General features: G+C 70.4%; 20 protein-coding genes. 11 read left to right on the top strand and 9 right to left on the bottom strand.

Annotation, left to right across the window (positions count from 1 at the left end):
- Window positions 1-205: 205 nt before the first annotated feature.
- Window positions 206-682, bottom strand: coding sequence for a MarR family winged helix-turn-helix transcriptional regulator (locus AC07AB_RS13510; RefSeq protein WP_478564914.1), 477 nt, complete (start codon window positions 680-682; stop codon window positions 206-208).
- Window positions 683-750: 68 nt separating this feature from the next.
- Between AC07AB_RS13510 and AC07AB_RS13515 the strand changes: the two genes are divergently transcribed.
- Window positions 751-1674: an alpha/beta hydrolase gene (locus tag AC07AB_RS13515; RefSeq protein WP_478564917.1), complete on the top strand. Its 924-nt coding sequence runs from the start codon at window positions 751-753 to the stop codon at window positions 1672-1674.
- A 687-nt stretch (window positions 1675-2361) separates the two neighbouring features.
- Window positions 2362-3108, top strand: a complete 747-nt coding sequence (locus AC07AB_RS13520; protein WP_478564920.1) for an alpha/beta fold hydrolase — start codon at window positions 2362-2364, stop codon at window positions 3106-3108.
- 79 nt (window positions 3109-3187) lie between these two features.
- On the opposite strand, the gene AC07AB_RS13525 is transcribed toward AC07AB_RS13520, so the two are convergent.
- The gene (locus AC07AB_RS13525) at window positions 3188-3448 is read right to left on the bottom strand and encodes a DUF5133 domain-containing protein (RefSeq protein ID WP_478564923.1); all 261 of its coding nucleotides are present in this window, start codon (window positions 3446-3448) and stop codon (window positions 3188-3190) included.
- A 344-nt stretch (window positions 3449-3792) separates the two neighbouring features.
- Between AC07AB_RS13525 and AC07AB_RS13530 the strand changes: the two genes are divergently transcribed.
- Window positions 3793-4008 carry a hypothetical protein gene (locus tag AC07AB_RS13530; protein ID WP_478564926.1) on the top strand — a complete coding sequence of 72 codons (216 nt, stop codon included), beginning with the start codon at window positions 3793-3795 and terminating at the stop codon, window positions 4006-4008.
- A 44-nt stretch (window positions 4009-4052) separates the two neighbouring features.
- Here the strand turns inward: AC07AB_RS13530 and AC07AB_RS13535 are convergent, their stop codons facing one another.
- Complete coding sequence (locus tag AC07AB_RS13535; protein ID WP_478564929.1) at window positions 4053-5063, bottom strand: alpha/beta hydrolase family protein; 1011 nt, start codon at window positions 5061-5063, stop codon at window positions 4053-4055.
- Between the two features lie 330 nt (window positions 5064-5393).
- Here AC07AB_RS13535 and AC07AB_RS13540 point away from each other — a divergent pair, with 330 nt between their 5' ends.
- Both AC07AB_RS13540 and AC07AB_RS13545 read left to right on the top strand, forming a co-directional pair.
- Entirely contained in the window at window positions 5394-5921 is a 528-nt protein-coding gene (locus AC07AB_RS13540; protein ID WP_478564932.1) for a hypothetical protein, read from the top strand.
- Window positions 5918-9679 carry a caspase, EACC1-associated type gene (locus AC07AB_RS13545; protein WP_478564934.1) on the top strand — a complete coding sequence of 1254 codons (3762 nt, stop codon included), beginning with the start codon at window positions 5918-5920 and terminating at the stop codon, window positions 9677-9679. The genes AC07AB_RS13540 and AC07AB_RS13545 overlap by 4 nt, the downstream gene beginning before the upstream one ends.
- A 29-nt stretch (window positions 9680-9708) precedes the next feature.
- Here AC07AB_RS13545 and AC07AB_RS13550 read toward each other — a convergent pair whose 3' ends face one another.
- Both AC07AB_RS13550 and AC07AB_RS13555 read right to left on the bottom strand, forming a co-directional pair.
- Window positions 9709-10563: an oxidoreductase gene (locus AC07AB_RS13550; protein WP_478564936.1), complete on the bottom strand. Its 855-nt coding sequence runs from the start codon at window positions 10561-10563 to the stop codon at window positions 9709-9711.
- Entirely contained in the window at window positions 10560-10781 is a 222-nt protein-coding gene (locus AC07AB_RS13555) for an Atu4866 domain-containing protein (protein WP_478565439.1), read from the bottom strand. Before AC07AB_RS13555 ends, AC07AB_RS13550 begins: the two co-directional genes overlap by 4 nt.
- A gap of 228 nt (window positions 10782-11009) precedes the next feature.
- On the opposite strand from AC07AB_RS13555, the gene AC07AB_RS13560 reads away from it, so the two are divergent.
- Entirely contained in the window at window positions 11010-11852 is an 843-nt protein-coding gene (locus AC07AB_RS13560; RefSeq protein ID WP_478564939.1) for a helix-turn-helix transcriptional regulator, read from the top strand.
- Window positions 11853-12124: 272 nt separating this feature from the next.
- Here the strand turns inward: AC07AB_RS13560 and AC07AB_RS13565 are convergent, their stop codons facing one another.
- The 3 genes from AC07AB_RS13565 to AC07AB_RS13575 all read right to left on the bottom strand — a co-directional run bounded on the left by AC07AB_RS13565 (window position 12125) and on the right by AC07AB_RS13575 (window position 13945).
- A complete protein-coding gene (locus AC07AB_RS13565) occupies window positions 12125-12607 on the bottom strand; it encodes a nucleoside deaminase (protein WP_478564942.1) in 483 nt (160 codons plus the stop codon).
- Between the two features lie 121 nt (window positions 12608-12728).
- Entirely contained in the window at window positions 12729-13199 is a 471-nt protein-coding gene (cynS, locus tag AC07AB_RS13570) for a cyanase (RefSeq protein WP_478564944.1), read from the bottom strand.
- A gap of 146 nt (window positions 13200-13345) precedes the next feature.
- Window positions 13346-13945 (bottom strand): carbonic anhydrase, encoded by a 600-nt coding sequence (locus tag AC07AB_RS13575; RefSeq protein WP_478564946.1) that lies wholly within the window; start codon window positions 13943-13945, stop codon window positions 13346-13348.
- 125 nt (window positions 13946-14070) lie between these two features.
- Here AC07AB_RS13575 and cynR point away from each other — a divergent pair, with 125 nt between their 5' ends.
- The 5 genes from cynR (at window position 14071) to AC07AB_RS13600 (ending at window position 23056) form a co-directional block, all read left to right on the top strand.
- Window positions 14071-14979 carry a transcriptional regulator CynR gene (cynR, locus tag AC07AB_RS13580; RefSeq protein ID WP_478564949.1) on the top strand — a complete coding sequence of 303 codons (909 nt, stop codon included), beginning with the start codon at window positions 14071-14073 and terminating at the stop codon, window positions 14977-14979.
- Window positions 14980-15721: 742 nt separating this feature from the next.
- Window positions 15722-16162, top strand: coding sequence for a hypothetical protein (locus AC07AB_RS13585; protein ID WP_478564952.1), 441 nt, complete (start codon window positions 15722-15724; stop codon window positions 16160-16162).
- 1030 nt (window positions 16163-17192) lie between these two features.
- Entirely contained in the window at window positions 17193-19610 is a 2418-nt protein-coding gene (locus AC07AB_RS13590) for a phosphoketolase family protein (RefSeq protein ID WP_478564955.1), read from the top strand.
- A complete protein-coding gene (gene mgtA / locus AC07AB_RS13595; RefSeq protein ID WP_478564958.1) occupies window positions 19592-22210 on the top strand; it encodes a magnesium-translocating P-type ATPase in 2619 nt (872 codons plus the stop codon). The genes AC07AB_RS13590 and mgtA overlap by 19 nt, the downstream gene beginning before the upstream one ends.
- A 243-nt stretch (window positions 22211-22453) precedes the next feature.
- The gene (locus AC07AB_RS13600) at window positions 22454-23056 is read left to right on the top strand and encodes a DUF5994 family protein (RefSeq protein ID WP_478564961.1); all 603 of its coding nucleotides are present in this window, start codon (window positions 22454-22456) and stop codon (window positions 23054-23056) included.
- Window positions 23057-23369: 313 nt separating this feature from the next.
- Here AC07AB_RS13600 and AC07AB_RS13605 read toward each other — a convergent pair whose 3' ends face one another.
- A complete protein-coding gene (locus AC07AB_RS13605; RefSeq protein ID WP_478564963.1) occupies window positions 23370-24212 on the bottom strand; it encodes a hypothetical protein in 843 nt (280 codons plus the stop codon).
- Between the last annotated feature and the right edge of the window lie 494 nt (window positions 24213-24706).

Here is a 24706-nt window from a genome sequence, read left to right on the forward strand (position 1 = left end):
GACGGCCGGGACCCGGACACCGCGGACCGCTCGGGCACCGGCCGCGCCCCTCGCCGCCGCGACGGTCCGGGAGCCGGTCAGCCGGAGCCGAGCGGCGTACGCGGGCGAGTATCGCCGCTCTCCCCCGGTCACCACCGGTTCACCGCCGACGGCGACGGCTGACAGCGCCTGGGCGTTGGGGTTGGGGTTGGGGCGGGAATACGCGTCAGCCTGTGGGCGTACCGATCTGGTCGCGCTCCAGGACGGAACGCAGCTCCGAGAGAGCCTGCGCGGCGGCCGTCACAGAGGAGGCTTTGAGCGCATCCGCGGTCAGCTCGGCCAACCGCTCGGTGAAGGTCCCCTCTGCCGCGTCGGCCAGCTTCAGGCCGTCGTCGGTCAGGGCCAGCAGTGAGGACCGGCGATCGGATGGATTCGGCTGCCGGACGGCCCACCCCTGCTTTTCCAGACGGTCGACGGACTTGCTGGCCGCCCCGATGCCGATGGCGAATTCGGCGGCGAGGTCCGCCACGCGGGCCCCGGGGTGGTCGCGCAGATAGCGCAGGGCCTCGAACTGTGAGGTGACGATCGCGTGCCGCTCACGGAGACGGTCGTTGAGGGCGTTGTACAGACGTGTCTCGCATCGGACCAGGTCGGCGAAGAAGCCCGGGAGGTCGACCGCGTCACGGTTCGATGTAGATGCCATGACATATAGTCTACTTTAGATGCCTCGGCATATAGTTCGCTGGAAGCTACTTACGGCGGGAGAAGAAGATGAGCAAGGAACAGCGCGCACAGGTCGACGCACTGCTGCGGCAGCCGCGGCCGGAGGGCCCCCAGTCGGTGGAGGCGATCCGAGCCGGATTCAAGGTGCTGATGGCCCAGATGATCGTGCCCGGCAGCATCCGCACCGCGCCGACAACGCTCGGCAACCGACCCGCATTGCATGTCGAGCCGGACAACGGGCCGCGCGCCGCGACGGTCCTGTACTTCCACGGCGGCGGCTGGGTGTACGGCTCCCCCGAAACCGCGCTGTCGCTGACCGGACACCTCGTCGCCAAGACCGGCTTCGGGGCGTACTCGCTGGACTACCGGCTTGCCCCCGAGCACCCGTTCCCGGCCGCGATCGACGACACACTGAGCGCCTACCGCGCTCTCCTCGACAGCGGTCAGGACCCTTCGGCCATCGTGTTCGCCGGGGACTCGGCCGGCGGCGGCCTCGCCATCACGACCTGCCTGGCCGCCCGCGACGCGGGCCTCCCGCTGCCCGCCGCCATCGTGATGTTCTCCCCGGCCCTCGACTCCACCCGCACGGGCGAGAGCATGGACACCAAGGAAGGCATCGACCCGATCCTGACCCGCGAGTCCATGGAACACACCGGAGCCATGTACCTCGACGGACAGGACCCGCACCAGCCCCTGCTCAGCCCGGCCGTCCTCGCCGACCTGACCGGCTTCCCCCCGATGCTCATCCAGGTTGGCACCAACGAGGTCCTGCTGGACGACTCCACCCGCCTGGCCGCCCGCGCCCGCGCGGCCGGAGTGGACGTCATCCTCGACATCACCGCCGACGCGCCCCACGTGTTCCAGGCTTTCGCCGGCGTTCTCGACGAGGCCGACCAGGCGCTGGACCGCGCGGCCCTGTTCCTCACGCAGCACGTCCGCACTTGCGACGCAGCAGCCGCGTCAGTCGAGTAAGCCTCGGAGCCGTCCGGCCTTGCGGCAGGCTGGGCGCTCCGAACTTCGCAGTGAACGGACGGCAACACGAGTCGACCGTCCGCAGCGGCGGAACGGGCCGTGGTGGCGGACGAGAACCTCTGTGTCAGGCCGGTTCTTGCGGGCGAGGGTGCATGGTGGCGGCGCCCCGGGTGGGCTGGTCCGGACGCGCCCCCAGCGAAGCAACCACCGCGAAACGGCGAAACCTCAGGACGCGAACCGTGCTGACCGGCTGCGACGGGCCGCGCCGCCAGGCGTACGGGGGGTTTCCCCGCCCCTCCGCGGGGCCTCACCGACACCGCTCATCAGCGTGGCAGCCGGTTGTTCCCAACGCCGCGCGCGCCGAAGGATGGTGATGGCCCAACCACGACCGGACGCCGAAGGACACTCATGAGACTCCCTCCTCTGCCCGGTGGGCGCACGCAACTGCCCGGTGGGCGCACGCAACGCGTGCTGCCGGCCTTCGTCTTACTGACGGTCGCGGCCGTCAGCCTCACGGCTTGCGACGACGGAGATCGCGATGCGTCGTCCACCAGGGCGGCAGCCTCGTCCGGCCCCGCGGACACAGCCTCGCCGAGCCCGCCTGCACCGACGGCGTCCGCCCCTCCCGGCCCGGCTTCGTCCGCGGTCCCCTCGGGGTCCGGGAAGACGGCCGACTCGACGCTCCGCATGATCGACAACGGAGGCCACCGACTGGCCTTCCACGTCACCCCGGGCCGTCTGCCTGCCATCGTCCTGGACGCCGGCGGCGGCGAGGACTCCTCGCAGTGGAAGAACATCGTTGGCGAACTGCACGCGGCCACCTGGTCCCAGATCATCACCTACGACCGGGCCGGCATGGGAGCCAGTGACGAAGTACCCGGTCCGTGGAAGGTCGAGAACGCCGTCGATGACCTGGGGACGGGGCTGAGAAAACTGGGCGTCACCAAGAACGTGATCCTGGTGTCCCACTCTCAGGCCGGGGAGGTCGCGACCTACTTCGCCCGCGCGCATCCGCAGCTGGTCTCGGGCGCGGTGCTCGTCGACGCGAGCCTTCCGCCCCTGTACACGGACGAGGAGATCGCCCGTCTCGTCGCCGCGGCCAAGCCGCAGGTCGACGCCGCCAAGCGAGACCCCTCGACCAAGGCGAACCGCCAGCTGATCGCCACCGCGGAGAGCTACACGCCGATGCACAGGGCCTACCACAAGGCCGCCTGGCCCCACTCGGTGCCCGCGCGCGTCATCGTGTCGGAGAAGACCCCCTTCGACGGCTCCCCGCAGGATGTCCAGCGGTGGCGCGACGCCGCTGCCGAGTTCGTCGAGGCGGCTCCCAACCGGACGCTCGTCACCGCCGGGGGCAGCTCGCACGAGGTTCCCAAGGACCGGCCCGACCTCGTTCTCCGGGAGATCGAGAAGATGGTCGCCAGACACGGGTAGCCGCCGCCGATCGCCCCGCCGGGCGTGCGGACGGCCCCGGCGCAGGCTCCGTCGCGGCCGTCCGCATGCTGCCGGGCCGTCAGGCCCCGAGGGCCGCCGACCGCGTCGCGCCGGTGGAACAGAGCACCGAGTCGTCTTCGGGCCGGGCCCCGGGCAGCTGGAAACGGGCGGCGATGATGGCGGTGTCGATGTCGCGGGTGCCGGTGGAGACGCAGAGCGTGTAGGCGACGTCGTCCATCCGCTGCCGGATGTCGCGGCTGCCGTGTCCGGCGCGCAGGGCCGTGAGGGCCTCGTATTCACCGAGGAGGTTGTCCAGTACCGCGGGGTGGGCCATGAGCATGCTGGTCTCTCCTTCTTTCCGGCTTCTTTCCGGCCTTCCAGCCTTTCCGCGAGCGCGGGTATCCGCATGCGGTGAGGACATTCCCGCACCGCCCCCTCTGTACCGGCTGCCCCCGGAGGCCCGGCGGAAAACTGACCACGGTCCTCCCTTTCCCGCCCCCGGTGATCGCCTCCACCAACGCCGACCGCCCCCGCGCGGCGCCGACGAACCCGGTGAACCCGCTCCGGTCCGCGACCCCATGCCGACCGGCTGACCACTCATGGCCCGGCGGGCCGTGGCGTCGACGTCCATCAACGGTTTCGAACGGTCCGAGCCGCACCCCACAGGAACCGAGGAGAGACAGCGTGAACTTCAGCCTGACATCACCGATCGTGGTCGCCGCGGATCTGGAGAGCGAGAGTTCGTTCTGGAACCGGCTGCTCGGCGGCTCGATCGCGAGGACGGCAACGCATCATTTCCTGCGGATCGTCGGCTTCCCCATGATCGTGATCGGAGCCTGCCCCGGGGAGCTCACCGACCGGAGGGTGGCGGACCTCGGCTCTGGCGACCGCGAGTTCTGAGTCTGAGCTTCGGCCGTCGGCACCGCCCTGAACGCCGACGGGGGCTACGGCCGCTGGAACTTCACTTCCGGGAACCGCGGTGACGGCCCGTCCAGCAGGGGAACGTGCCGTCCGCGCAGGTGCGTGTCGACGAACGCGGCGACGTAGGCGCGGGTGAGCCTGTCGGCGCGGTCACCGTCGAGTTCCTGGAGCGGAATGCCGAACTGCTTGGCCAGGGGCGCCAGATCGGTGAAGGACAGGTGCTCCATCCCGTCGACGCTCAGCCACCGCTTCCAGTCGGTGAGCTGATTCCAGGTCTTGTCCCACGTGGCGTCCTCGCCGCCGGGCACGTGGCTGGGCTGGCCCAGCATCAGAAAAGGCCGGTCCACGGGCAGGTCGTTCTGGTACCGGAAGTTGCCGTCCATATTGACCGCGGCCTTGATACGCGCGTCCCGCAGCACGGCCGGGATCGTGCTGAAACCTCCGGCGGAGTGTCCGACCATGGCGGTGCGGCCGGTGTCGATGGGCGGGCCGCCCTTCCACGCCGGGTGGGTGCCGCTGAGTTCGTCGAGTACGAACGAGACGTCCGCGGCCCGGGTGTCTCCCGTCTTCTGGTAGTCCGGGGCGCCGCAGATCACGCAGGAGGTGGTGTGCCCATCGGGGAAGGAGATGCCGTAGGCCTCGTAGTTGTGCCCGATCGCGGCGACGGCGTAGCCGCGGCTGGCCAGTTCCTCGGCCAGACCTGTCTGCGTGGCGCGCGGCATTCCGTAACCCGGCGACAGAAGGACCAAGGGCAGCCCGCCGGGGCGCCTGACCGGCGCGGCGCCGACGGTGGAGTGGGTCACGACCGTGGTCATCACGGTCGGTGGGAGCGGTATGTCATTGGACTGCACGTACAGCTTGGACTCGTCCGCGGTCATGTAGGGCGCGGGGGTTGCGGAGGGCGTTCTCGCTGGATACCAGAGGGTGACCATCAGTTCACGCTTCTCCTGCGGCACCCACGGATCGGCTCTGTCCCGGTCCACCAGATGCAGAGTGGTGCTGCCTATGCGGTGCGCTCCGGTGGGTTCGGGCAAGGCGGGCGTGCCCTGGGCGGGGGCCACCGGTGGGGCATCGGATTGAGCGGAGGCGGACGTGGCAGCCGGGCCGAGGAGAGCGAGGGCGGCTGACACAGCGAGTAGAAGGATGCGCTTCATATGGGCTTCGTCCTGTCGGTGTACTGCCGCGGTGAGCACGTAGGTCCGGCAGGGCGCCGCGACGCCGCGCGGGGAGCCCTGCACGCCAACTGCTCGTGGAGCAGAGCACGTTAAGCGAAGACACTTCCGAGGCGCTAGGACACGGTGTTCGCCGGCCGAGGCGACCGGGATTGGGATCGTCCCGTCCCTCTGCGCGAGGATGGTTCCGTCATGGCCATGCGCCTCCTCCAGCCCGTAGCGACCGTTCGCCCCGGAGTAACAGGAGTCGTTGTGGTCCCTCAGCAGGTCGCGATCCACAGCGAGGAGCACGAGATGCAGCAAGAGAGCCGGCAGCCCGAGCGGTGGCGGCTGGTGGTGCCGACCGCCGGCGACACACTGCGGCAGGAGCGGCTCACCCGTGACCTCCACTCCACGTTGAATGGCGTAGACGAATTCAGCTGCGGCTTCGTCGACGCCGACAACACGGCGGCAGACGGACAGAAGGGGGCGGGGGCCGGCGACGTGGCGCTCTGGGCGACCGTGGCCACCACAACGTCCCGCGCTGCCGCACAGATCCTCACCACCCTGATCAAGGAGTGGTGTGCCAAGGAGCGCCATCGGAAGGTCGAGCTCACGTACGGGGACCGTTCGGTCATCGTTCCGAGCCGCCCGGACCCTGATCAGGAACGCATGGTGAACGACTTCCTGGACCGCGTGACGGCAGACGAGAACAACCGCGCGGACGGTGACGCGCCGTGACCGGCCTCCCGCGCCGTCGGGCTCTTCTGATCGGCAACGAACGGTACGACGACGATCGCTTCGGCCCGCTGCCGTCCGCGCACGCCGATGTGTGGGGGCTGGAACAGGTTCTGCGCAACCCCAACATCGGCTGCTTCGCGTCCATCGACTCCCACAGGGATCTGAACGCCGATGACATGCGCCAGGCCGTCAGCGACTTCCTCCTGGAAAAGTGCGACGAGGACGAGCTGGCCTTCGTGTACGTATCCGGACACGGCACCCGTCTGGTGCGCTCCGGCGGGGAGTTCTATTTCGTCGCCACGGACACGAATTACGACCGTGTCGCCGAGACCGGCGTCAGCGCCGGGTTCGTCAACGAACAACTCGAACAGTGCGTGGCCCAGCAGAAGGTCGTGATGATCGACTGCTGTCGCAGCGGTGGCTTCGCCGTGGGCCTGCGCACGTCGGACCCCAAGGGCGCCGCCTCAGCCGCTCGGCCGGAAGAGGACAAGCTCCTCACGAGCCGTGGCGCCTACGTCCTGTCGTCTTCGCGAGCCGGTGAGGACTCCTACGCCGACCGGAACACCACCGAGGAGATTCAGCCCTCCGCCTTCACCGGCGAGGTGATCGAAGCCCTGCGCACCGGCAAAGTGGGCAAGAACGGCACGGGCAGGGTCACGGTCAACGACCTCTTCGAGTACGTCAACCGACGCATGAAGGCGCAGGGCGGACGTCAGGTCCCCACGCACTCGTCGTACGGCGTCGACGACAGGATCATCTTGGCGGACTGCCCGCTCGGACGGCCGCCCCAGCTTGTGCCCCTGAGACGCAAGCCATCCGACGCCGCCGATCAGGCATCAGGAACCCCCGCACCGAAGTCCCCGCGTGCGCAGCCCACGTGGGGTGGCTTGCTGGAGTACTACCGGCGGTGCGTGCTGTCCGAGGACACCAAGACGCCGCTGATGCCGGTCGGCGGGCGTGACGCGTCATACGTCTGCCTCTCCGGGGCGGAGCGGTTCCTGTCCGGCGAGGTGGACGAGGACGGCTGTGTCCCGGTGCCGGCGGAGGCCGGGGACCTGATCAAGTCCACCGTCGAGGAGGAAGCCGAACTGTGGGCCGGGTACCCGGCCGTCGTCCTCAACGGGCCCCGGGAGGGGCGCCCTTGGCGTCATCCGAAGTTCGCGCCCCTGCTCATGCGCCGTGTCGAGGTCGTACAGCAGGACGGGACGGTACGCCTCAAGCCGTACGGCCCCGTCCAACCACACCCGCAATTGGCCAAGGAGTGGCTCAGCGACGAGGACGCCGCCGAGCTCGCCGCCACCTTCCAGCCCACGTGGCACCGGGGGCAGCACGATCGGATGGCCGTCGAGGTACGCAATCTGCTCGCCCAGGACTTCGAGCTGCCCTGCGTGCAGGAGCCTCGTCCCCACAGCCTCGATCCTGAGATCGACATCCGCACTCCCGGTCACGGAGCCCGAAACACCGCTGTCCTGTTCAGCGCCCTGCCCGACACCAACTTCACCAGGAAACTCCTCAAGGACTTCGACGACATCGACGGCCGCCGGACAGCCATCGAAACGACGGCGCTGGCCGTGCTCTCCCCAGACCCGTCGGAGCGCGAGCAGGCGCTCTCGCACGTCGACCAGCCCCCAGCGCGCATGGTGACCCCGCTGTTGTGCAACGAAGGGCAGGCGGCGGTCATCGACTCCGCCATGACCCGCCGTCTCACCGTGGCCACCGGCCCGCCCGGCACGGGCAAGAGCCAGCTCGTAGCCAACCTCGTGGCCACCGCGGTCGCGAACGGTCAGTCCGTCCTGGTGGCCTCCACCAACAACGAAGCCGTCGACGAAGTCTGGCAGCGCTGCGAGAAGCTCGTCCCGAGCAGCCTCGTCCGTACCGGCTCTCGGACGAAGGCCAAGGACTACACCCAGACCGAGGCCGACGCCCTGCACGTCCTGCGTACCGCGACACAGCCCGCCGGCACCTCGGCCACGGCGGCCATGGACACGGATATCGCGAGCGACGACCTCGCGAAGGCACGTCAAGCGCTCGCGGAAGCGGCGACGGCGGAACGGCAGCTGCTCGTGGCGGGCGAGGCGCGGGTGTCGCACGCGAACGGGCTCGGCCTGCCACTCGCCGAAGTGATCCGCGCCCTGTCGGACACACCGGATCTGGAGCCCTTGGCCCGCAAGGCCCAGCGCCTCGCACACGCCCGCGTGTTGGGAAACTGGCGGCGCGAGAGGTTTCTGCGTACACGCCGCCTGCGTACGCAGGACCGTGACCCAGCGGACAGTTGCCGTGCTCTCGCCGACTTCATCCGCGCCGAGGTCACCTGGCGCCACGGACACGGCTTCGCGGCGGACATCCGCGACGACGATCTGGCCGCGCGGCTGAACTCAGCGGAACAGACCGTCCGAACCGCCTCGCTCATCCACTTCGACACGGCGGTGCAGGGCGCTGCCGCCCGCGGACGGCAGCGCATCATCGGCCTCCTCACCGCCGGAGAGGGAGGCCGGAGCGACTGGCCGGCTCTTCGCGAGGTCCTGGGCCGCGCCCACGGCCGGCGCGAGCGGGCGGCGGTCCCCGCCTGGGCCGTCACCAGCCTCTCGGCCCGGCGATTCCCGATCGAACCCGCCCTCTTCGACGTGGTCGTCATCGACGAGGCGAGCCAGTGCGCCATCCCCCATGTGATTCCGCTGCTCTTCCGCGCGCGGCGCGCGCTCGTCATCGGCGACGCCCGACAGCTCACCCACATCGCCGAGATCGGCCCGGAACGCGAGGCCCTCATCCGGCGCGATACGGGTCTGCACGCGGACTGGCTGGAGAAGCACCGCCTGGCCTACCGACGGCACTCCGCATTCCACGCAGCCGCCCAGTCAGCCAACGGCACCCTTCTCCTCGACGAACACTTCCGCTGCCACCCGGATATCGCGGAGCTGTCCAACAGGCGCTTCTACGATGGCGAGTTGACCGTACTCACCGACATCCGCGACCGGCCCGCGGTGTCACGGCCACCGGTCACCTGGTCCGACATCCCCGGCCATGCCACGCGCCCTCCTCACGGCGCCTCGTGGGTCAACGGGCAGGAGGCCGACCGCGTGCGGGAGTGTGTGCACTACCTGCTGCGCCACCTGCCGCCCGAAGCGACAGTCGGCGTCGTCACCCCCTTCAAGGGCCAGGCGCAAGAACTCCGCAGCCGGCTCGCCGCCTTCGACGAGGACCGTCTCCGCATCGGGACGGTGCACACGTTCCAGGGCGGCGAGCGCGACGCCATGGTCTTCTCCCTCGTCGCGGCGGAGGGAATCAGCAGCGGCGCCGTCAGCTGGGTCGAACGCCAGCTCAACCTCTGGAACGTGGCCATCACCCGGGCCCGTAGCCATCTCATCGTGGTCGGCGACGCCGCGTACTGGCGGGCGCGCAAGGGCATCGCCACCGACCTACTGGCAGCAGCCGAGGAGACCGCGCGGACGGACGGTGACGCGACCCCGACAGATCAGCTCAAGCGCCTCTACCGGGAGCTGTGCCAACGGCCCGGCAGCACGGTCGCTCTCGGGCAACGGGTCAACGGGCACCCCGTGGAGGCGGTCGTGCGTGATCCCGAGGGGAACTCGACCGCGGTCCTCCTCGACACCGGCCCGCGGAGCGGCGACGACGCGGCGCGCCATCTGCGTCTCATGTTGCGCCGCACGCAGTTGGTGAGCAGCGGGCAGGGGGCAGGCGACGCCGACCGCTTCCCCGCGTGGAAGCTCTATGACATCTCTCGCGGTGGAGGGCTCTAGGCTCGCGTCGGGGTTGCGGGCGCGGCGGCCTACGGCACGTCGTCGGCCGGGGTGTGGTCGGTGGAGCGGGCGAGGTCTTCCCAGGTGTCGAGGTCGCGGTCGACCGCCTCGCGTCCGGTCCGTACCAGGCGCAGGGCGTCGGACCCGAGGACGAGGTGGGCCGGCGGGTTCGGTTCGTCGAGGATGCGCAGGAGGGCGGCGGCCGCTTTGGCGGGGTCGCCGAGCTGCTGCCCGCTGGCGGTCTGCCGGGCGGTGCGGATGGGCTCGAACAGCTCGTCGTAGTCGGGGATGGAACGCGGCGCGCGGACCATGGAGCGGCCCGCCCAGTCGGTGCGGAAGGAGCCCGGCTCGATGGCGGTGACGTGGATCCCGAAGCCGGAGACCTCCTTGCCGACGGTTTCGAGGATGCCTTCCAGGGCGTACTTGCTGCCGCAGTACGCGGAGACGCCGGGGAACGTGGCCAGACCGCCCATGGAGGTGACGGCCAGGATGTGTCCGCGGCGCCGTTCGCGCATGAACGGCAGGACGGCCCTCACGGTGGCGGCGGCACCGAAGACGTTGACGTCGAACTGGGTGCGCAGGTCGGCCAGGGACGTCTCCTCGAAGGTGCCTTCCAGGCCGTATCCGGCGTTCGCGATCAGTACGTCGACGGGGCCCACGGACCGCTCCGCCTCGCCGACCACGGCGAGGACCGCCGCGTCGTCGGTGACGTCGAGGAGGCGGGCGTGGGCGCGCTCGGGGTGGAGAGCGGTGAACGCTTTCGCGTCGGCGTCCTTACGGACGGTGCCGACGACGGTGTGGCCGGCGTCCAGGGCGGCCGTGGCGAAGGCGCGGCCGAGCCCGCTGCTGACGCCGGTGATGAGAAAGACCCTGGTGGGTGTCATGCCTGGTTCTCCTTGTAGAGGACGAGGTGCTCGTGGAAGAGCACGCCGTCGCGGATGTCTCCGGTGGCGGTGAAGCCGGTGTCGTCGACGTAGTCGAGGTGGCTGCCGGCCACGGTGTAGCGGCCGGTGTAGGCGCTGCGGCGGGTGCCGCGTGCCTCGTCGTAGCGGCCGTCGGGCAGCAGCTCCTGTCGGATGTGTCCGTCCGCGGTGACCCACATCCCGACCACGTCGACGTCCCCGACCACGTCCCCGGCCACGTCCACGTCACCGGTCCTTCGCCCGGCGGCTTCCTCCGGCGGGCCCGACTGGTTCCTCACCATGCGCTCCTTCTCGTTCGCGGGTGCTGATCACCAGCCTGGGCGGCCCGGGGGAAGGGGGCCAGGACGAGTCGTGCCTGGGTACGGCGCACCCAGGCACGCGGGTGGAGTGCGGCTTAGCCTGAAGAGGTGACCAGCAACGACCTCGGAGATTTCCTGCGCGCTCACCGCGCCCGCCTGCGCCCCGACGCTGTCGGGCTCGTCTCCTACGGCGCCCGCCGGGTGGCAGGGCTGCGGCGGGAGGAGGTCGCCGTCCTGGCCGGCATGAACAGCGACTACTACGCCCGCCTCGAACAGGGCCGCGAGCGCAGCCCCTCCCCGCAGATCCTCGATTCCATCAGCAGCGCGCTGCGGATGGACGACGAAGCGCGGGAGCACATGTTCCGGCTGGCCGGCACCGTACCGGAAGGTGAGCGGCCGCAGCCGAGAGAAGCGGTGAGTACTGCTCTGCGGCAGCTGCTGGACGGATACCCGAGCGCCGCGGCATTCGTCCTGAACCCGGCCACCGACTTCCTGGCCTCGAACGCTTTGGCCGACGCGCTGTTCTCACCGTTCGAGAACATGGACAACATGGCCCGCATGACGTTCCTCGACCCGGCGGCCCGGGGCTTCTTCACGCAGTGGGGGCGGGCGGCGGAGGCAGTCGTGGCCGGGCTGCGCCACGCCACGGGCCTCGATCCGCACTATCGGCGCCTGCACGACCTCGTCGGCTCCCTGACCGAGGAGAGCGAGGAGTTCGCCGCCCTGTGGTCCTCCCACGCCGTCCACGGCAAGCGCCGCGACGCCAAGGACCTTGTCCACCCCGACGTCGGGCCTCTCGCCCTGACCTACCAGACCTTCGACGTCCGCGAAGCTCCGGGCCAGCAGCTGGTGATCTACCACGCCGAACCGGGGAGCCCCAGTGCCCAGGCGCTGTCCCTGCTCGGCAGCCTGCACGCCACACACCACCAGCGGTCCGCCACCGAGCAGTGACCCCCCTGCATCGGCTGTTACGCACGTGAGCTCTGCCCGGTGGCGGCCGGGGCCAACCAACGGCGGGCCAGAGTGCCGGGGAGTGCGCGCCGCCTGCTCCCCGGCACGGCACGGCACGTACTCGCGCGAGGCGTCACCGCGTCCGGCCTCCCGCATACGCGCGTCCGCCGACGTGCTCCGGTCGTACGGGGCGGCTTCGGCGCCGCCACGGTCGACGCGGGCCGGGACAGCGCCCTCCGCGTCGTCCGCAGGCTCCCCCCCTCAGCGCCCCATCAGCTCACGCGGCGCTCGTCGCCGTTGCGCTCGTTCCAGAGCCGGTACACCTCGACCGCCGCGTCACGCGGCTCGTAGCGCATCGGCAGGCGGCGCTCGGTGTAGTCCTTGGCGAACTCGCCGTAGAAGCTGTCGAGCTCGAAGTACTTGCGGTCGTCCACGTAGTACGGCTCGTAGGCGTCGCGGGTGGTGAGGAAGACGACTTCGTCCGGCGAGCAGTAGTAGAGCGAGCCCAGACACATCGGGCAGGGGTGAGCGAGGACGTAGATGGTGGTGCCGGTCAGGTGCTCGGTGCCCAGTTTCGTGCACGCCTCGCGGATGGCGAGGATCTCGGCGTGGGCGGTGGGGTCGCCGGTCTGGGCGACCTTGTTCGGCGACTCCGCGAGGATCCGGCCGTCCTTGACGATGACGGTCGCGAACGGCCGGCCGCCCTCGGCGACGTTCTGTCGGGCGATGTCGATGGTGTGCTGCTCGAAATCCATGAAGGTCCTCCAACGGGATGGGAGATGCGGGGTGTGCCGGAGAGCGAGGGAATGGGGGCTGTGGCGAGGCCACCGGGCACTGCGGCCTCGCCACAGCGGTGTGCTGTCCCGCTCAGTTGTCTTAGAAGGGCTTGGTGGGCAGGTACTTGCCGTCCAGGGTGATGACGGCGCGCTCGCCGCCCTCGGGGTCGGCGATCTTCTTCACGTCGAGCTTGAAGTTGATGGCCGAGATGATGCCGTCACCGAACTGCTCGTGGACCAGTGCCTTGAGCGTGGTGCCGTAGACCTGGAGCATTTCGTAGAAGCGGTAGATCGTCGGGTCCGTGGGGATGCCGCCCTCGATGGAGCCGCGGGTGGGGATGGTCTGCAGCAGCATCACCGCGTCGTCGTCCAGGCCGAGGAGCTCGGCGACGGCCTTGGCGGACCGCTCCGGCAGTGCGTGCTGCCCGAGGACGGCGGCGGTGACGAAGGCGACGGACAACTCGGCGGCGTCCGCGAGCTGCTGCCAGGTGAGGTCCTTGCGGGTCTTGGCCTCGACCGCGGCGATCGCGAGCTGCTGACGGGCGCTGTTGTCGAACTGGGCGTGCACCATGAGAAGGGGTTTCCTTTCGGGGATCGGATAACGGATATCGGACGTCGGGTGTCGGATATCCGATGGAGGGCACCGTCCGTCGGAAAAAGGGACGGTGAATTCGAGGGTCCGGGGCGCGACGGCGCGACAGACGGGAAAAGAGCAGGTCAGGCCGCGAGAGCTGTGTGACCGACGGTGTCGAGTTCCTTGACGGTGCCGGTCGGAATGTCGAACACCCAGCCGTGGAGCCGCACGCCGCCTTCGGCGAGGGCGCGGGCCACCGCGGGGTGGGTGGCCAGGTTGGCCAGCTGCGCGGCGACGTTCTCGCGTACGAGCGCGGCGACCTCGCTCTCGCCGGGACCTGCGGCGGCGCGGGCCCGTGAGGCATCGGCGTGCCGGAGCCAGTCGGCGACAGCCGGGGCGCCGGTCAGGTCATGGCCTTCGGCCAGGGCGGTCATGGCGCCGCAGGCGGAGTGCCCGCAGACGATGATGTCCCGCACGCCCAGGACGGCGACCGCGTACTCGATGCTGGCGGCCACCCCGTCGGCGCCGGGGGTGTGGGCGGGGACGAGGTTGCCCGCGGTGCGGATGACGAACAGTTCGCCGGGGTCCGACTGGGTGACCAGCTCCGGGACGACGCGCGCGTCGGAGCAGCCGATGAACAGCGTGCCGGGTTGATGCGTGGTGGCCAGGCGGGCGAAGAGTCCAGCCTTGGCGGGGAAGACCTCCCGCTCGAAGCGGTCGACTCCCTCGGCGAGATGACGCATGGCCGTAGCTCCCTTCGGTCGGGCCGGCCGGTTGGGCCGACGTCATTCACCTTGCACGACCAGGTGCTATAGAGTCCAAGACGCAATATCTCTAGAAGTTATTGTTGCGACCTATAGTTGACTTCATGAAGCCGGAGCTGCGTCACTTGCGCTATCTGCTCGCCGTCGCCGAGCACGCCAATTTCTCCCGTGCGGCCGAGGAGCTGCGGATCTCCCAGCCCACGCTGTCCCAGCAGGTCAGGCAGTTGGAGAAGGCCGTCGGGGTGCAGTTGCTGGACCGCACCGGCCGCACTGTGCGCCTCACGGACGCCGGCCGGACGTACGCCCACTACGCCCAGCGCGCGCTACGGGACCTCGCGGCCGGTGAGCGGGCCGTGCTGGACGTGCAGGACCTCTCCCGCGGGCACCTCCGCCTCGCTGTCACCCCCACCTTCACCGCCTACCTCACCGGCCCCCTCATCGCCGACTTCTACACCCGCCACCCCGGCATCACCTTCAACGTGCGCGAGACGTCCCAGGACCGCGTCGAGGCCGACCTCCTCGCCGACCGCCTCGACCTGGGCATCGCCTTCACCGGGACCCACCTCCCGGGCATCGAGGCCACCGCGCTGTTCACCGAGACCCTCAGCCTCGTCGTCGGCCCCCATCACCCCGACGTCGAGGGGCACGCCGGTCCGCTGCCCGTAGCCGACCTCCGCGAGCGCCATCTGGCGCTGCTCAGCGGCGACTTCGCGACGCGCCGGTACATCGACCAGTACTTCGCCGAACACGACGTACATCCGCGGATCGTGGTGGAGGCCAACTCCATCAACGCCCTCACCGAGATCGTGACCCGTACCCCGCTCGCCACCGTTCTGCCCGACGCCATCACCCACCATCACCCCCACCTGACCCCCGTGCCCCTGTCCCCCGCGCTCCCCTCCCGCACCGTCGCACTCGTCCGTCGCGAAAGCGCCTACCAGAGCGCCGCCGCCCGCGCCTTCACCCAGCAGGCCGCCGACTGGACGCACGGTCACGGTTTCGGCCTCAGCTGATCAAGGTGACGGCGCTCCCCCTCTGAGCGGGCGGGTCGGGTCAGGGCGGGGCAGGCTGTGGTGCGTTGGGGCGCGGTGTACCGGCGGCGGCGGGCCGCCGTCGGCGGAGTCCTCCCGCTCTGCGACGTCCCCGGGTTCACCGAGGTGCCCTGTCGGCACCTTCAGGCGGCCCAGCAGCCGGCCGCAGGCCGGGCGTCGGCATCGGCATCGGCATCGGCGACGACTCGTCAGGATCCGCTCCGCCGCCGGGATGAGGGTCCCAAGTGGCACCACCGGGAGGGGCGGAAAGCGCGCGTGCGGCGCTTCCCGCCCCTCGGCGCTTCGATCTGGCCGCGGGCGCAGACGACTGTGCCGCCTCGCGGGTTCTACGGACAGCACGTACCGGCGAGCGCACTGGGCAGCGCGTACCGGCGAGCGCACCCGGTACGCGCGACCACCGGAGCGCGCCGAGGGGGCTCGCGGCGTGTGGCGGGCGCCCGACACGGCATTCGCCGGACCGAGCCGCCAACCGAAAGAAGGAGGGCAGCCAGGGCGTCCGGCCCACCAGAGTCCCCGTCGATGCCCTGATGGCCCTCGGGCTCACCACCCCGTTGCCTTGGCGGGCCATCAAGGCATCGGCATTCACGCAGGTCAAGGCAGCGGCGACGCCGGCTGCCAGGCGTTGCAGCACTGTCGGCCGGTGTTAAGACGTTGCCGGGGCCCTGATGCGCGGGGTGGCGGCCGGGCAGGCTAGTTTGCTCGGATGAGTCTCCTTGATGATGTGGCCGAACGCGACGGCTGGCGATGCTGGGTGTGTGACGAAGCGGTCGACCCCGACGAGTCGGTGAACGACCCGCGGGGGCCCAGCGTCGACAGCCGGACCGCCGACCGGAAGGCCAAGGTCGCCGAGCGGCTCGCGCACCGCGGATGCAACACCCGCAAGGGCGCGGTCAAGGTGGTCATCGACTGGCCGGACCGCCTGTACGTGGTCGAACCCGCGCCGCTGATCACCGTTGCCGGGAGGCTGGAGCGCAAGGGGGGCCGCGAGATGGTGGGCCGTTGTCCGACCAGGCGGGACGCCCAAGAGGCGGCGGATTGGCTGGTGGACCGGTTCTCCCGACTGGTACCGGGGCTGCCGGTGACTGCCGACATCGAGCCGGGCGGCGGCCAGTTCCTCGTCATCCTGACCGCCGGCCGCCGCTGACCAGGGATCGGCGGCGCACACGCGCGTCGAGCTGATTTCTCCCGTGCCTGTCCGCGGCCGCCCGATTGCCGGATTCCGGCCCGTTCGACCCCAACGCGGCGAAGAACCAGGGACTATGCTGGCGAACGGACGCCCAGGACCCCGGTGAACGCACGGCCTGCTGACCGCAGTGACATGGGAGCGGATGCTCGTCCGGGCCCATGGCATCTTCGAGGAGGTTCCATCAGGTGCCGATCCTCGGGGCGCGGAACTCCGACCTGGTGACACACTCACGCCCTCGTACACCCTGACCTCGGTCGCACCTCGCCGGGCAGGAAGCCCGTCGCATCGCCTCCGGTGCCCGGTAGCGGTTCCGCGAACGCCTGAACGGCTGGAACAGAGGTGTCATGTCCACTCCGCGGCTGTCCATCCACCCGCAGGGCTCGCGTCCGTTCGCGCCGACGCGTCTCCTGCGGCGGGCGGGGGCGTGCCGTGACCACCCCGCCGGCCGCGCCTTCGCCGGGCTCCTGGCTCACCCGCACGTACGGCACGGGGTTGTGGCTGGTGCATACGGCGGCGAGGGTGGGCGGGCCTGATCGCCGCGACAGGACTCGGTGGCCACCGTGGTCCCCGGTAGCCGCTCGGTACGGACCCAGGCTCTTGTGGTCCCCGGTAGCCGCCCGGCGCGGATCCAGGCTCTTGTGGCCGAGCAGGCGGCCCTGCGCGGCGCCGGGACCGGCCACCGCCACCCCCTTCGCACAGGCACTTGCCGACGTCGCCACCATCGGCCTGCCGCAGCAACGCACCACCGAGCACAGCGCACTCCTCGACGAACGGCCGCAGACCGCCCTCAACAGCCGCGTCCTGATCGAACGGCCAAGGGAAAGCCGGCCGGACGCCGCCACACGGACCGGGAACGGGCCTTCACGACGCCGCGCGCCCACCACCGCCGCCTGGCGCATGCCGCCCGCGCCTTCCTCGACGACACAGCGCGCCTTCCCGGTCCCAGTTCCGGAAGTTCCTGATCAGGCCCCTACAAGAAGGGTTCGTCATGCCATTCGACCCCCCTCCCGCGAACTCCCCCGTCGCTGCCGGCGCCCCCGCCTGCCCGGACCGCCTCGACGGAGAGGAACTGAGCGCGCTGGACGCCCACTGGCGGGCGGCGAACTACCTGGCCGTCGGGCAGATCTACCTCATGTCCAACCCTCTGCTGACCGAGCCATTAGCACCTGAGCACGTCAAGCCGCGCTTGCTGGGGCACTGGGGCACCTCACCGGGCCTGAACCTGGTCCACACCCACCTCAACAGGGTTGCCAAGGCGCGGAACCTGGACGCGATCTGTGTCTGGGGGCCCGGCCACGGCGGGCCGGCCGTGGTGGCGAACTCCTGGCTGGAGGGCAGCTACACCGAGACCTACCCGGACATCACACGGGACGCGGCCGGCATGGCCCGCCTCTTCCGGCAGTTCTCCTTCCCGGGCGGCATCCCCAGTCATGTCGCGCCCGAGACCCCCGGATCGATCCACGAGGGCGGCGAGCTCGGCTACTCCCTCTCGCATGCCTACGGGGCCGCGTTCGACAACCCGGAGCTCCTGGTGGCATGCGTGATCGGCGACGGTGAGGCCGAGACGGGCCCGCTGGCCGCCTCCTGGCACTCGAACAAGTTTCTCGACCCGGTACGGGACGGTGCCGTCCTGCCGATTCTGCACCTCAACGGCTACAAGATCGCCAACCCGACGGTCCTGGCCCGGATACCGGAGCCGGAACTCGACTCCCTGCTCAGGGGATACGGCCACGAGCCCCTCCATGTCACCGGGGACGATCCGTACGCCGTCCACCAGGCGATGGCCCACGCCATGGACGAGGCTCTGGACCGTATTGCCGCCTTCCAGCACGCCGCCCGCACGGAGGGCACCGCCGAACGCCCGCGGTGGCCGGTGATCGTCCTGCGTACGCCCAAGGGCTGGACCGGGCCCGCCGAGGTCGACGGCCTCCCGATGGAGGGCACCTGGCGATCGCACCAGGTGCCGCTGCCGACCGTACGCGAGAACCCGGACCACCTGGGGCAATTGGAGCGATGGCTGCGCTCCTACCGGCCCGAGGAACTCTTCGACGAGCACGGACGCCCCCGGGAACAGGTCCTGGCCTGCATCCCCGACGGCGCACACCGACTGGGCGCCAACCCGCACACCAACGGCGGCCTGCTGCTGCACGACATGCCGCTACCGCCCCTGGAGCGGTTCGCCGTCCCGGTCGACAAACCCGGCGCGACAGCGCATGAGCCGACCCGCGTCCTCGGCGACCTGCTGGCACGGGTGATGGCCGACACCGGCGAGCGGCGCGACTTCCGGCTGGTCGGCCCGGACGAGACGGCCTCCAACCGCCTCCAGTCCGTCTACGAGGCGAGCGGCAAGGCGTGGGAGGCCCAGGTACTGCCCACGGACGAGCACCTGGAGCGCGGTGGCCGGGTGATGGAGATCCTCTCCGAACACACCTGCCAGGGCTGGCTGGAGGGCTATCTCCTCACCGGGCGGCATGGTCTGTTCTCCTGCTACGAGGCATTCGTCCACATCGTCGACTCCATGGCGAATCAGCACATCAAGTGGCTGCGTGTCGCCCGCCGGATCCCCTGGCGCCGCCCGGTCGCCTCCCTCAACTACCTGCTGACCTCGCACGTGTGGCGCCAGGACAACAACGGCTTCTCGCACCAGGACCCCGGTTTCGTCGACCACGTGCTCAACAAGTCGCCGGAGGTCGTGCGGGTCTACTACCCGCCGGATGCCAACACCCTGCTGTCCGTGGCGGATCACGTGCTGCGCAGCCGCGACTACGTCAACGTCGTCGTCGCGGGCAAGCAGCCCTGCTTCGACTGGCTCGACCTCGACGCCGCCCGAGCGCACTGCGCCCGCGGCGCCGGGATCTGGGGCTGGGCCGGCACCGAGTCCGACCGCGGCGAACCCGACGTGGTGCTCGCCTGCGCGGGCGACGTACCCACTCTCGAAGTGCTGGCCGCGGCCTCGCTGCTCCGCCGCCACCTCCCCGAACTCGCGGTACGGGTGGTCAACGTGGTCGACATCGCCCGGCTGCTGCCCGTGGAGGAACACCCGCACGGAATGCCCGACCGTGAGTACGACGCGCTGTTCACCCCCGACAAGCCCGTCGTCTTCGCGTACCACGGCTATCCGTGGCTGATCCACCGGCTCGCCTACCGCCGCGCCAACCACGCGCACCTGCACGTACGCGGTTACAAGGAGGAGGGCACCACCACGACCCCGTTCGACATGGTCGTACGCAACGACCTCGACCGGTACCGGCTGGTCATGGACGTCATCGACCGGGTGCCCGGCCTCGCGGTCCGCGCGGCGGCGCTGCGGCAGCGGATGGTCGATGTCCGCTACCGCCATCACGACTGGATCCGCGCCCACGGGGCGGACCTGCCCGAGGTCGCCGAATGGACCTGGAGTCGGTGACCGCCCGTATGGCAGAGCTGCGGGTGGGGGACGCCGCCGCCGAGGACGCGAAAGCCGTACTGGCCGCGCTGACGAGCAGCCCCGACGGCCTGTCGAGGGGTGAGGCGGCCGAGCGGCTCGCGGCCGTCGGGCCGAACGCCGTACGCACCCACCATGTCCGCGCCCTGGCGGTCCTCGGGCGGCAGCTGCGCAGCGCCCTGCTCATCCTGCTGGCGGTGACGGCCGGGGTCTCGTACTTCTTCGGCGAGCGGACCGGCGCCCTCATCATCGCGGGGATTCTGGTGCTGAGCGTGGCGCTGGGCTTCGTCAACGAGTACCGGGCGGAGAAGGCGGCACAGGCCCTGCACTCGCGGGTGCGGCACACGGCCGTCGTGGTCCGGGACAGCGCGGCCGCCGAGATCGACGTGACCGAGCTGGTGCCGGGCGATGTCGTGCGCCTGACGCTGGGGCAGGTGGTGCCCGCGGACCTGCGTCTGCTGGAGCGCACGGCGTTCGCCTGCGACGAGAGCGTCCTCACCGGTGAGTCCGCCCCCGCCGAGAAGAACCCGGAACCGGTCGCCGCGGGGACGGCGCTGGCCGAGCTGACCTCCTGCGCGCTGATGGGGACGGTGGTGCACGGGGGCAGCGCGACCGGAGTGGTCGTCGCCACCGGGGGCCGTGCCGAGTTCGGGCGGATCGCGCTGGGGCTGGGCGAACGACAGCCGGAGACGGACTTCCAGGCGGGGCTGCGCCGCTTCTCGATGCTGCTCCTCCAGGTCGCCGCCGTCCTCACCACCGGGATCTTCGTCATCAACCTGCTGCTCCATCGCCCGCTGCTCGACGCCCTGCTCTTCTCGCTGGCCATCGCGGTGGGCATCACCCCGCAACTGCTGCCCGCCGTGGTGAGCACGAGCCTGGCCACCGGCTCACGGCGATTGGCGCGGCGCAAGGTCCTCGTCAAACGGCTCGTGTGCATCGAGGACCTGGGAGACATGGACGTCCTGGTCACCGACAAGACCGGCACGCTCACCGAGGGCCGCATCCGTTTCGAGGCGGCCCTGGATCCGGCCGGCACACCCTCCGGCACGGTGCTGCGACTGGGCCTGCTGGCCACCGAGGGCGGCCTCGACCACGTGGGCGGCAACGCGCTGGACAGCGCGCTGTGGCAGGCCGCGGACGCACCCCCGGCCGGACACCACCGGCTCGCGCTGCTGCCCTTCGACCACGAACGGCAGCTGGGCTCCGCGCTCGTCGAGCGTCCGGACGGCAGCCGCCTGATCGTCGCCAAGGGCGCACCCGAGGCGGTCCTGGCCCGTTGCGGTGAGGTAGCGGAGGAGGCCGCCGCGGTGCTCCAGGAGCACTTCGCGGCGGGCAGCCGGGTGGTCGCCGTGGCCACCCGGGACGCGGACGGGCAGACGTCCCTCGCGGCCGCCGACGAGTACCGGCTGCGTCTGGCCGGCTTCCTGGTCTTCCTCGACCCGCCCAAGACGGGCGCCGCCGCCTCACTGCGCCGTCTCGCCGGCCTCGGCATCACCGTCAAGATCTGTACGGGCGACAACGCACTCGTCGCGCAGAAGGTCTGCGCCGACCTCGGGCTGCCGCCCGGCCGCGCCCTGACCGGCCGGGACATCGGTCAGCTGGACGACGACCAGCTGACCAGGGCGGCCGAGACCACCACCGTCTTCGCCCGAGTCTCGCCCCAGGACAAGGCCCGAGTCGTACGGGCGCTGCGGCGCCGGGGCCGGGACATCGGGTTCCTGGGCGACGGCGTGAACGACGCGCTGGCCCTGCACGCCGCCGACGTGGGGCTGTCCGTGGACACCGCGACCGACGTGGCCAAGGACGCGGCCGACGTCCTGCTCCTGGAGAAGGACCTCGGCGTCCTCGCCGACGGGGTCGCCGAGGGCCGCCGGATCTTCGCCAATACCATCAAGTACGTCCTGATGGGCACCTCCAGCAACTTCGGCAACATGTTCAGCGCGGCCGGAGCCTCCCTGGTGCTGCCCTTCCTGCCGATGCTGCCCTCACAGATCCTGCTCAACAACCTCCTCTACGACGCGGGGCAGTTGACCATCCCCACCGACCGCGTCGACCCGGAGCAGACACGCGCGCCCTCGCACTGGGACATCGCCTTCATCCGTCGCTTCATGCTCTTCTTCGGGCCTGTCAGTTCCCTCTTCGACTTCCTCACCTTCGCGGTCATGCTCAAGGTCTTCCACACGGGCGCCGAGCTGTTCCGCTCCGGCTGGTTCGTGGAGTCCCTCGCCACACAGGCGCTGGTCGTCTTCGCGATCCGGACCCGCCGGGTGCCGTTCTACCGCAGCCGGCCCAGCCGCCCCCTGCTGGTCAGCGCCATCGGTGTCATCGCCGTAGGCGTCGCGCTGCCGATGTCCCCGCTCGCGGGGCCGCTCGGTTTCCGGTCCCTGCCCCTCGGACTCGTCCTCGCCCTGGCCCTGATGGCCGTGCTCTACCTGGTGCTGATCGAGGGCGCCAAGCACGTCTTCTACGCCCACGCCGACGCGCGGGCCGCGCTTCCGCCGGTACGCCACCGCACCCTCCGGCATCACGTCCAACGGCGGGCCGGCCGCTTCAGCCACCCCGGGCCGCTGCGCCCCCGGTGACGAACTGTCACGGGGGCCATCGGCAGCGCCGCACCGCACCGCACCGCACCGCACCGCACCGCACCGCACCGAGACGATCGTGCGGCCCCGGGCGGCACAGCGGTCACCGCAGCCGACTGGCGGAAGGAGTACGGTGAAGGCACCGATGGCATCTCGCACACCGGCTTCCACGCCGGGTCGTCCTCGGCGAGAGATGAAACCCGGGCCGTAACCCCAGGGGCAGCCCGGAGACAGGTCCGCATCATGACCGCGACCTCCGAAGCAACCCCGCCGCGGCCCACACCCGTCGCAGCCCTTTCCGCCCGGCTCGCACTGAAGCCGGACGGCCCCTCCCGCGGACTCCTGGACGGCGCCTGGTGGCCGCGCTCGCGCGACCTGCTGCGCGAACTGCCGTCACTGACCGACGCGTTGGCCCCGCGCTGGGGCCGCATCACCCGTATCGCCGTCAACCCCGAGCACTGGCCGGTCATCCCGCGCAAGGTCCCCGTCAACGGGCGTGTCGTGAAGGTCGGCTGGTTCACGCCGGAGATCGATCCGCACAAGCTGCTGCTGCTCTCCTACGGCATCGGACGCTGGGATCTGCTCGTCGTCCCGCCCGAGACCGGGGCGGGATCGGCGGCGGCCCTGATGGCGGCCGCGTCCGACTATGACGGTCCGCCGCTGACGGCGAGCGCGCTCATCGCCGCGGACGGGGCCGGTGCCGGGCGCACAGTCTCCACGGCCGGCCGACCACTCGATCCGGACGAGGCTTGGGAGTACGAGGGCGGTACCTACGCACCAGGTGCAACGGTATCGGCGTCACCGGCGGACGCCGATGATGCCAGCCGCCTGATCATCGGCATGTGAGACGGCCGCTGTGAACGCCTTCTTGACGACCGCCGGCCGATGCACGTGAACGACGGGGACGCTTCGGCGGGCTTCTCGGAACGCGCAGCGCGCGGGTGTCCGCGCTCTGAGCGGCCAGGACACCATCCGGGGTGACGGCGCTGGATCCGTGGATCCGTGACAGGAGTTCGGCCCTGCCGCTCACGCGGCAGAGCCAAGACCCAAGAACTTCATCGGCCTTCTGTACTGAAACCGCACAAGCGGTCCGGGACCCGTTGGCGCACGGTTCGGCCGATGTCTCCACTCGTTCGCCGTAGGTGCGGGCGGGTGCCGGTCAGCCGACGCAACCGGGTACGGCGGGGACGCTGGCAGTGCAGTTGTTGGGTGTATTGGCGGAGATGGGCGAGGTGGTGATCGTCGTGGTTCCGGACTGGCGATAGACGCCGCCGGCGGTCACGGTCGCGATGTTCGCTGTGACCGGGGTGCTGGTCACCGAAAGGATCCCGTTGACCGAGGCGATGCCCCCGCCACGGCTGGCCTTGTTGCCCCCGTTGACGAAGCTGCTGGTGAGTGTGGCGGTGGCGGCGTTGTAGAGGGCGCCGCCGTTGCCGACCGCGGTGTTGCCGGACAAGGTGCTTCCGGTGAAGGTCGCCGCCGCGCCACTGCCGTTGTGGACGCCGCCACCGGTGCCAGTGGCCTTGCTGTTCGTCACGGCGCTGTCGGTGAGCGTCAGCGCGCCGAGGTTGAGGATGCCGCCTCCGTTGGCGGGAAGCAGGCCCAGAAGCCCTTGGGCGGAACCATTGTTCACGGTCACGCCCTTGAGGGTGGCACTGCCGGTGGCTGCGACCCGGATGATGCGGAAGTCAGCGGATCCAGAGCGGGTGATGACGTTGTTGTCGCCCTCGAAGGTGATCGCGGTGGTGATGTGCGGCAGGCCGTCGGCACCGTTGGCGAGGTCGCTCGCGTGCGCCGAGGTCAGGGTGTAGGTGCACCCTGCGGCCAGGGTGATGACCCCGCCCCCGGCGTTGTTGGTGGTGGTGACCGCGGCGACGAGTGCGCTTTCGGTGCAGGCCACCGCGTCGGCTTTCGCCTGCGCGCTGGTGGGCAGGAGCATGCCTGCGCCGACGGCCAGGAATGCCGCCGCGGAGACCACGGCAGGGGTGCGGATACTGCGCATGAGGACCTCTTGCCAAATGGCCGGTGAAAATCCAGTCGCGAGCTCTGGAATTTCCGTTGGGAACGGTCACCGGCAGCCACGTATCGGCTGCCACCGACCCTACTCCAGATAGAGCGATAATCGGGGCGGCGGGCATGGAGGTCGCATTTTGGTGCGATCCGCACAGTAAGAAGTGAGTATTCGGCCACCCAGGAGGGGATTCAGCTCTCTTTTTCCCCTCACTGCCGCCCGTCCCGATATTTCCGCGTTGAGCGCGATCATCTCTCAAAAAGGAGGTACGCAGCACAGGGGCAGACCAGGGCCCTGCGGCGACCCTGCCGGCACGGAGCAGCGGCGTCGGCACCCGTCGCCGCATCCACGTCTCCCGAACCCGTCGCCGCGGCCTTCGTACAGACGATCCCGACCAGCGGGACGCGCCCATCCCGGCGGATTCGATCAGCCTTTTCCAGTGACACATCGCCGAAAAAGGAGACCGGGACAGAGCGAGGCAGCAG

The sequence above is a fragment of the Streptomyces sp. NPDC044033 genome, assembly GCF_056434425.1.